The following is an 8,234-nucleotide window of genomic DNA, read 5'->3' as shown; positions in this document are numbered from 1 at the left end:
AGGTACGAGAATCGGCGCTGGCGAACAGCGTCACCTCGTGGCCCTGTCGGACAAGTTCTTCGGTCAGATACGAAACAATTCGCTCGGTTCCACCGTAGGTTCGGGGCGGCACGGATTCGGTTAGCGGTGCGATCTGGGCTATTTTCATTTAGAAAATCTTTTCGGCGGCGATCGCCGTCTTTCAAACAAGCTTCGACGGCAACCAAGACAAGCGAGAGCTTCCCGTTGCGAAGTATTCTATGCAGAGCGTATTTATAGTTGTGCCGTCCGTGCTCCTCCCGTGCAATCAGGTTTCCCTTATTCAACTCCTCTGCATCCAAGAACTGCGATCCACGAGAAATGTTTCACCGGTCCCAGAAAAAGAATGGCGCTCCCGCCTCACATATGCCGCTACGGTTGACCAGGATCCGCGCAAGCTCCAACGTGAGAACTTCACGTTTTGTGCTCCGATTGGCACCGGGTCCTGACAGCATCGTGCTTTCGTTTGTTCTGTGGCTCCTCGACCGAGCAAGGACAGCGAGCCCGCGTCGCCGGAGGATAAGAACGACGCGGGCCGATCGGAGATATCCGATCTGGCAGCAAAAAAATGAGGGAAAGAGTTTGCTGCGTGGGCAGAACTTTTCCTGAGCGCCGGTGTTCCATCGCGTGAGGAAAAAAGCCCGCCGCACAGGTTGATGCGGCGGGTCGATCAAACGTGTTGCACCGAGCGGGGGGCTCGGGGTCGGGCATGCCCGGTGCGCGCGGACCACGCGAACTTTAGATGCACCAGCTGCGATGCGTCCACCAACCGACGGTTGGAGTTTCATTCCGAGAGCTGTCTTACAGTGCGAAGCGGGCAAGTAGTTTATCGGAACCCAGCCTTGGCACATCACGTTGCTCAGTCGCTGACCTTCGAAGGATGCATGCAATGGCGAAAGACATATCTCGCGAGGAAGAGCAACGCGGCACCGAAAAAGTCTTCTTCTGGGGCGCTGCAATCGCCCTTGTCCTTTTTGTGTCTCTGGTGACCATCGCCCTCATCGGAAGGTCCTGATCTGTTTCGACAGTAGGATTCGACCGGCGGGCGCGAGGTCTCGGTGGGTTCAGGGCGAATGCCGGGCTGTTGTACCCTATGAGCCGCTCCCATCCGCCGTTTGTCCTCTCGATCGCCAGTCGAGCCACGATGCACTGAATTCAGAAAATTTCATTGCGCGGGTCACAACCTGCAGCAAAACTGTCCCAATCCAACCCGATCGGCTGTCCTTCGCTGGAGACGAAAAGCCACGGGCGGACGCTACAGGCCTAACTTTTCCCCGAGTGCATCAATGCGTTTAAAAGCTCCCGCCTTGCTAAGGCCGTCGGCATAGGCGTCAGGCGTCGACGTTACTCCGGCCGATCCCACACACTGACCAGGTCGGTGACGAGCAGCCCCGCAAACGGTCTGAGAAAGCCTACCAAATGTAGCGGAACAAATCATGATCGTTTCTCATTGAGCTGATCAATCAAGGGGGATTGACCATGGGCGATCGGCACAACCCAAAAATCGAGGCATCGGCAAATTCGGAAAAGACCCGGAAGATTGGGTCAGCGGAGATGACCCCCGCACAAGCCTCATATCTGAAAACTCTGGCCGAACAGGCCGACGACCGCTGGCCGGGACCCGGACAACACGTCGACTGCGGCTGGATGGTAGTTCCCGCGCGGACTGGCAGCCATATCCTGCTCTGGTCGCCAACGGCGCTGACAGAGCCTCCAGTCTCAAGTATCAATCTTTGCGGAAGGGAGACACTTGGCGTGCCTCACTCCACGGAACCAGCACGGGTTGCCCTTCGCGGATCGAGACCCCCCGCCCAGCATTAGCGATGGCCTGCCGTTTTAGGCAGTTTGTCTCATCCCATCGGCGGACTTCGATATTGGCTTGGATCATGGAGATGCCTGCTCGCCGATCAGGCGGGCATATTCCGCCTCCGGCTGGCCATATGAGCTGTTTGCCAAGATGATGAGACCAGTTCGATCACGGACGATGACCTCGCCACGATTTGACCTGATCAGACCGCGGCCTTCCAGCATTTGAAGTGCCACGGTGACGCCCGGCCGTCGTACACCCAACATGACCGACAGGAATTCATGGGTAATCGGCAGCCGGTCGCCTATCTCGAGCATCTCACCTACGAAGCGAGCGAGCTTCGGGCCCTCCCCAGGGCTGTTTTCGACGAGGCCCATCATTTATTGGTGCAGCCAGCGTCGCGGCCGTGAATGTCTGAGTTACAAGTTGGCCGGCTGGATTGGCCCTCAACTTCCAAACCATCCAAGACGCGGCCCAGCAGCACCAGATCGGAAGGACGAAAGACGCCAGCTTGCTCTGCTTTTGGACCAATTGGCATGACGCCCCTCGATGCAGGCCCAGCCGACAGGGCCGAAACTAATTGGGCGCTATTACAGGTTCAAGCTGGAGACAGCCGATGATCTTACAATCTCGTGCTCATGCCGGTTCGATATCCGTTTGGCAGAAGTCTTTGCCGATGAAAAGCAGCGGTTCGTCTCCACGCTTTGCCAAAGCATAGGAAATTCAGCGCCGCCAGGTGGTGGCCCTTGCCGTAGGTCAGCCAACCCTGGGTCGCCAGATCAACCAATTCGGAGTCGACAGGAATGATGTCGGCCTCGACTTTGCGCAGCCAAAGATCGATCTCAGCCAACGCGTGTTCGCCGCGCCTGCTGACCAGCACCATGCGTGCCTCGAGCACGCAGCTTGCCGGGATCAGACGGATTGGGTCGGAGACCAGCGCTCGTTCCAGCCTTGCTGCCTCAGGCTCGCTCCGAAGGATCGCTACAACAGCTGAGGTATCGATCACCATCAGTTAGGGATTCCATGCTCGTCAAACCCGATGATCTCCTCGTCGCTGCGACAATCCAGTTCAGGCAATCGTGCCACTCTTTCTCGGATGGCGCGCAATTCTGCCAGCAGACGCTCCTGAGCGGTCTCTCCAAAGCCCAAGCGGTGCAAGCGCTCGCTAAGGGCCTGATGAATGGCTGCTGTCTTACTGATACCCTGGCGGCGTGCGAGTTCATCGGCGAGAGCAACGGTGGCTGGATTTTTGATGTTCAGGGACACGAGAAACTCCAAAAATCTACCTTTCTGGCAATTTCTACCACAATTCTCTAGCTCTTCAACATACCTGCTAGCCTTCGCCCACACCCGCGCCGGATTGACCACCACAATCGCCAGGCGGTCGCGGCACCGCATTTCGCAAGTCTCTGCACGTCATGCCACGATCGCCGGTTTTGCTTGTTGCAAGGCCGGCGCTCCTGCCTTTTCTAATGATCCCCGACCGCGGCAAGAGCCAGTTCGTGGCGAGAAACGGGGACCCGCATGGCGACCAACTATCATGCCAGTAAGGGAGCGGCATCGCGCGGCGCGCGCATGCTGCGCACCGCCCTCGGCCCGGCGATCGCAGGCTTCCTTGACGATCCAGCCATTGTCGAGGTGATGCTCAATCCCGACGGTCGCCTGTGGGTTGACCGTCTCAGCGAAGGACTGGCTGCAAGCAATGAAATGCTGATCGCGGCAGACGGCGAACGGATCATCAGGCTGGTCGCGCACCATGTCGGTGCGGAGGTGCATTCGGGCTCGCCGCGCGTTTCGGCTGAACTGCCTGGGACCGGTGAACGGTTCGAGGGCCTTTTGCCGCCTGTCGTCACGGCACCAACATTCGCCATCCGCAAGCCGGCGGTCGCGGTGTTTACGCTTCAAGACTATGTCGCTGCCGGCATCATGACCGAAGGCCAGGCTGACGTCCTGCAGCTTGCCGTGGAGACACGCAAGAATGTGCTGGTGGCCGGCGGCACATCGACGGGCAAGACCACGCTCGTCAACGCGCTTTTGGCGGAGGTGGCTAAAACCGCCGAGCGCGTCGTGCTGATCGAGGACACACGCGAGTTGCAGTGTGCTGCGCCCAATCTTGTAGCGCTGCGCACAAAGGACGGCGTCGCCTCGCTGTCCGATCTAGTGAAGTCATCATTGCGGCTTCGGCCCGACCGCATCCCGATCGGCGAGGTACGTGGCGCCGAAGCGCTCGATTTGCTGAAGGCCTGGGGCACCGGCCATCCCGGCGGCATCGGCACCATTCACGCCAATTCTGCCATTGGCGCACTGCAGCGACTGGAACAGCTCGTACAGGAGGCCGTCGTCACGGTCCCGCGCGCGCTGATAGCCGAAACCATAGACCTCGTCGCCGTCCTCGCCGGCCGCGGTTCCGCGCGCCGGCTCGTCGAAATCGCCTTGGTCGACGGGCTCGATCCGGCCACCGGTGACTACCGCACCCTGGAAGCAAATCTCGAGACCACAATGACCGTGAATCACCACTCGCCCTTTGGAGCTTCAAAATGACCCCGATCCGCTTCAATTCATCGGCTGTCCGCAAACTTGCCGTGGAGCTGTCGTATGCGACGACCGCCGCGATCATGACGATTGCGCCCGCCCATGCTGCCGGTTCCTCCATGCCCTGGGAGGAGCCGCTTCAGCAAATTCTCGAATCGATTGAGGGGCCAGTCGCCAAGATCGTGGCGGTGATCATCATCATCGTCACCGGCTTGTCGCTCGCTTTCGGCGACACATCGGGCGGATTTCGCCGGCTGATCCAGATCGTCTTCGGCCTGTCGATCGCTTTCGCGGCAAGTTCGTTCTTCCTGTCTTTTTTCTCCTTCGGCGGCGGAGCGCTGATCTGATGGAGGAGGAAGTCCGCGGCTTTTTCGCGCCGGTGCATCGCGCACTCACCGAACCGATCCTGCTCGGCGGCGCGCCGCGTGCGGTTGCCATCGCCAACGGTACGCTGGCCGGCGCGGTCGGATTAGGACTTCGCTTGTGGGTCGCAGGGCTCATCATCTGGTTGGTCGGACATCTCGTGGCCGTCTGGGCGGCAAAGCGCGATGCGCAGTTCGTCGATGTGGCACGCCGGCACCTTCGCTATCCCTCGCACTTCGGCTGTTGAGGTCCTTCATCATGATGAACCTCGCGGAATACCGAAAGAAGAGTGCCAGCCTCGTCGATTATCTGCCTTGGGCCGCCCTGGTGGCGCCGGGCGTGGTGCTCAACAAGGACGGCAGCTTTCAAAGGACAGTGCGTTTTCGCGGGCCGGACCTGGACTCCGCCACGCCGGCGGAGCTGGTCGGCACGACCGCGCGGCTCAACGGCGCGCTACGCCGGCTCGGCTCCGGCTGGGCAATTTTTGTCGAAGCGCAGCGCAATCCTGCCAGCGGCTACCCAGACAGCCGGTTCCCGGATTGCGCATCGGCACTTCTCGACATCGAGCGTCGCGAACAGTTCGAAGCCTCCGGTGTGCTGTTTGAAAGCAGCTACTTTCTCACATTCGTGTGGCTGCCTCCGGCTGAGGAAGCGTCGCGAATGGAGAGCTGGCTCTATGAAGGCCGGGAAAAGACCGGCGTCGATCCTTGGGAACTCCTGAAGATTTTTGTCGATCGCACCGATCGCGCGCTCAACCTCATCGGGGGCTTCGTTCCCGAAGCTGACTGGCTCGATGACGGGGAGACGCTGAGTTACCTGCACTCAACCATTTCGACCAAGCGGCATCGCGTTCGCGTGCCAGAAACGCCGATGCATCTCGACGCACTGCTTGTCGATCAGCCGTTGGCCGGCGGACTCGATCCGAGGCTTGGCGATGCGCATCTGCGCACACTCACTATCATCGGGTTTCCGACGATGACCTTCCCGGGGATTCTCGACGATCTTAATCGGCTTGCCTTCCCTTACCGCTGGTCAACGCGGGCGATCATGCTGGACAAGACCGAGGCGACCAAGTTGGTGACCAAGATACGCCGTCAGTGGTTCGCGAAACGGAAATCCGTTGCCGCGATCCTCAAGGAGGTGATGACCAACGAGGCGTCTGTTCTCGTCGACTCGGACGCGGCCAACAAGGCGGCCGATGCGGACGCGGCGCTCCAGGACCTGGGCTCTGATCAGATCGGCGAAGCCTATGTCACCGCCACCATGACGGTCTGGGATGTTGATCCATCGATTGCCGACGAAAAACTGCGTCTAGTCGAAAAGATCGTTCAGGGCAGGGACTTCACCTGCATCGCCGAGGGCGTCAACGCTGTCGAAGCTTGGCTGGGCGGCATCCCCGGCCATGTCTATGCCAATGTTCGCCAGCCGCCGCTTTCCACGCTCAACCTTGCGCACGCGATTCCCCTCTCCGCGGTCTGGGCAGGTCCGACCGAGGACGAGCATCTTGGAGCGCCGCCGCTGTTCTTCGCCAGGACGGAGGGCGCCACTCCGTTTCGGTTCAGCCTGCATGTTGGAGACGTCGGCCACACCCTTGTCATCGGCCCGACGGGCGCCGGCAAGTCGGTCCTGTTGGCGCTGATCGCGCTGCAGTTCCGGCGTTACGAGAACAGCCAGGTCTTTGCCTTCGATTTCGGTGGCTCAATCCGCGCTGCCACGCTCGCCATGAATGGTGATTGGCACAATCTCGGAAGCAATGCTGAAAGCGGACAGGGCTCTGACAATCCGTTGCCCTCGCTCACCTTGGCCGATCTGTCGGACGACGTTCAGGCCGTGTCGCTGCAGCCGCTTGCCCGCATCCATCATACGCCAGAGCGGGCCTGGGCGGCCGCCTGGCTCTTCGACATTCTACTGCGGGAAGGCGTGGTCATCACGCCGCAGGTGAAGGAACATCTATGGTCGGCGCTGACGTCGCTGGCTTCTGCGCCAATCCAGGAGAGGACATTAACTGGCCTATCCGTGCTGCTGCAGTCCTCGCCGCTGAAACAGGCGCTTGGTCCCTATTGCATCGGCGGCGCTTTTGGCCGGCTGCTTGATGCCGAGCATGAGCGACTCGGCGAAGCCACCGTCCAGGCGTTCGAAACCGAGGGCCTGATTGGCACGGGTGCTGCTCCCGCGGTGCTTGCCTACCTTTTCCACCGCATCGAGCAGAGGATGGATGGACGGCCGACGCTGCTGCTCATTGACGAGGGCTGGCTGGCGCTCGACGATGGCGGTTTCGCCGACCAGTTGCGCGAATGGCTGAAGACGCTGAGAAAGAAGAACGCCAGCGTAGTCTTCGCCACGCAGTCGCTTTCCGACATCGACGGATCGCCAATCGCGCCGGCAATAGTAGAAAGCTGCCCGACGCGGCTGTTCTTGCCCAACGAGCGCGCCATCGAGCCGCAGATCACCGAGATCTACCGACGCTTTGGTCTCAACGATCGCCAGATCGAGATCATCGCCCGGGCGATACCGAAGCGCGACTATTACTGTCAAAGCCGCCGCGGCAATCGTCTGTTCGAACTAGGGCTCGGTCCAATCGCGCTGGCGCTCTGCGCCACATCGTCCAAATCCGACCAGGCCGCGATCGGCCGGATCGTCGCCGAGGCCGGCCGAGACCATTTCCTCGAGGCCTGGCTAGCGGAGCGCAGTCTGTCCTGGGCGGCCGACCTCATCCCAGGTCTCACCAACTTGATCAACCAGTCCACCGAGGAGATTTCGTCATGAATTCCGTTCTTGCAGGTCGCCGTATCCGTCGCGTGGCGGCAGCCGGCGCCATCGCCGTGGCCACGGCGCTGTCATCGGCACCAGCATCAGCGCTGATCGTGTTCGATCCCAGGAATTACGCCGAAAACCTGCTTTCGGCATCGCGCGCCCTGGAGCAGATCCACAACCAGATCACCTCGCTTCAGAACGAAGCGCAGATGCTGATCAACCAGGCGAAGAATCTCACTTCGCTGCCGACCTCGCTGCTGGGCCAGATCGAGGCCAATTTTGCCGAGATGAAGAGCCTGCTCGGCGAGGCCGACAAGCTGGCCTATAGCGTCCAGGAGGTCGAGAGCCAGTTTACCTCCGCTTACGAGAATTTCGGTTCGAATCTCTCCAGCCAGCAGCTTGTCGACGGCGCGCGTCAACGCTGGCAGACCTCGGTGTCGGCCTTCGAGCATTCGCTGAAGGCGGGCGCCGTCGCGGTCGACAACATCGCCGCGACACAAGAGCAGACGAGTGCGCTGGTCGGTGCCAGCCAGTCCGCCGTCGGCTTGCTTCAGGCGACGCAGGCCGGCAACCAGCTCCTCGCGGTCCAAGCCAAGCAAGTTGCCGACCTCACTGCGATGCTGGCCGCACAAGGACGAGCCGAAGCCCTTGAGCAGGCGAGGCGGGCGGCCGCGCAGGAGCAGGCACGGGAACAGTTCAGCCGTTTTATGACGGGCAGCAGCTACAGCGCGTCATCTGTAAAAATGTTCCACGACTGAGG

Annotated in this window: 7 protein-coding genes and 3 pseudogenes; 6 read left to right on the top strand and 4 right to left on the bottom strand. The window is 60.6% G+C overall.

Annotation, left to right across the window (positions count from 1 at the left end):
• A pseudogene (locus tag NKH04_RS29095) lies at positions 1 to 148 on the bottom strand (glycosyltransferase family 4 protein); the annotation flags it as partial.
• Positions 149 to 907: 759 nt separating this feature from the next.
• Here NKH04_RS29095 and NKH04_RS29090 point away from each other — a divergent pair.
• The gene (locus NKH04_RS29090) at positions 908 to 1,033 is read left to right on the top strand and encodes a hypothetical protein (protein ID WP_352474836.1); all 126 of its coding nucleotides are present in this window, start codon (positions 908 to 910) and stop codon (positions 1,031 to 1,033) included.
• 869 nt (positions 1,034 to 1,902) lie between these two features.
• Here the strand turns inward: NKH04_RS29090 and NKH04_RS29085 are convergent.
• From NKH04_RS29085 to NKH04_RS29075, 3 genes and pseudogenes are all read right to left on the bottom strand, one after another.
• A pseudogene (locus NKH04_RS29085) lies at positions 1,903 to 2,130 on the bottom strand (helix-turn-helix domain-containing protein); the annotation flags it as partial.
• A 331-nt stretch (positions 2,131 to 2,461) separates the two neighbouring features.
• A pseudogene (locus NKH04_RS29080) lies at positions 2,462 to 2,834 on the bottom strand (type II toxin-antitoxin system VapC family toxin).
• A complete protein-coding gene (locus NKH04_RS29075) occupies positions 2,834 to 3,091 on the bottom strand; it encodes a type II toxin-antitoxin system VapB family antitoxin (RefSeq protein ID WP_352474834.1) in 258 nt (85 codons plus the stop codon). Before NKH04_RS29075 ends, NKH04_RS29080 begins: the two are co-directional and overlap by 1 nt.
• A 258-nt stretch (positions 3,092 to 3,349) precedes the next feature.
• Here NKH04_RS29075 and trbB point away from each other — a divergent pair, with 258 nt between their 5' ends.
• From trbB to trbJ, 5 genes are all read left to right on the top strand, one after another.
• Positions 3,350 to 4,366, top strand: a complete 1,017-nt coding sequence (gene trbB, locus NKH04_RS29070) for a P-type conjugative transfer ATPase TrbB (protein WP_353023683.1) — start codon at positions 3,350 to 3,352, stop codon at positions 4,364 to 4,366.
• A gap of 74 nt (positions 4,367 to 4,440) precedes the next feature.
• Positions 4,441 to 4,704, top strand: coding sequence for a TrbC/VirB2 family type IV secretion system protein (locus NKH04_RS29065; protein ID WP_352474837.1), 264 nt, complete (start codon positions 4,441 to 4,443; stop codon positions 4,702 to 4,704).
• Positions 4,704 to 4,967, top strand: a complete 264-nt coding sequence (locus NKH04_RS29060) for a VirB3 family type IV secretion system protein (RefSeq protein WP_352474832.1) — start codon at positions 4,704 to 4,706, stop codon at positions 4,965 to 4,967. The genes NKH04_RS29065 and NKH04_RS29060 overlap by 1 nt, the downstream gene beginning before the upstream one ends.
• An 11-nt stretch (positions 4,968 to 4,978) precedes the next feature.
• On the top strand, positions 4,979 to 7,486 hold the full coding sequence (gene trbE / locus NKH04_RS29055; RefSeq protein WP_353023681.1) for a conjugal transfer protein TrbE: 2,508 nt from the start codon (positions 4,979 to 4,981) through the stop codon (positions 7,484 to 7,486).
• The gene (trbJ, locus tag NKH04_RS29050; protein ID WP_352542695.1) at positions 7,483 to 8,232 is read left to right on the top strand and encodes a P-type conjugative transfer protein TrbJ; all 750 of its coding nucleotides are present in this window, start codon (positions 7,483 to 7,485) and stop codon (positions 8,230 to 8,232) included. The genes trbE and trbJ overlap by 4 nt, the downstream gene beginning before the upstream one ends.
• The last annotated feature ends 2 nt before the right edge of the window (positions 8,233 to 8,234 follow it).

The sequence above is a fragment of the Mesorhizobium sp. M1365 genome (genome assembly GCF_040317865.1).
Classification (GTDB): domain Bacteria; phylum Pseudomonadota; class Alphaproteobacteria; order Rhizobiales; family Rhizobiaceae; genus Mesorhizobium.
This window is presented reverse-complemented; position numbering and strand designations above follow the sequence as displayed.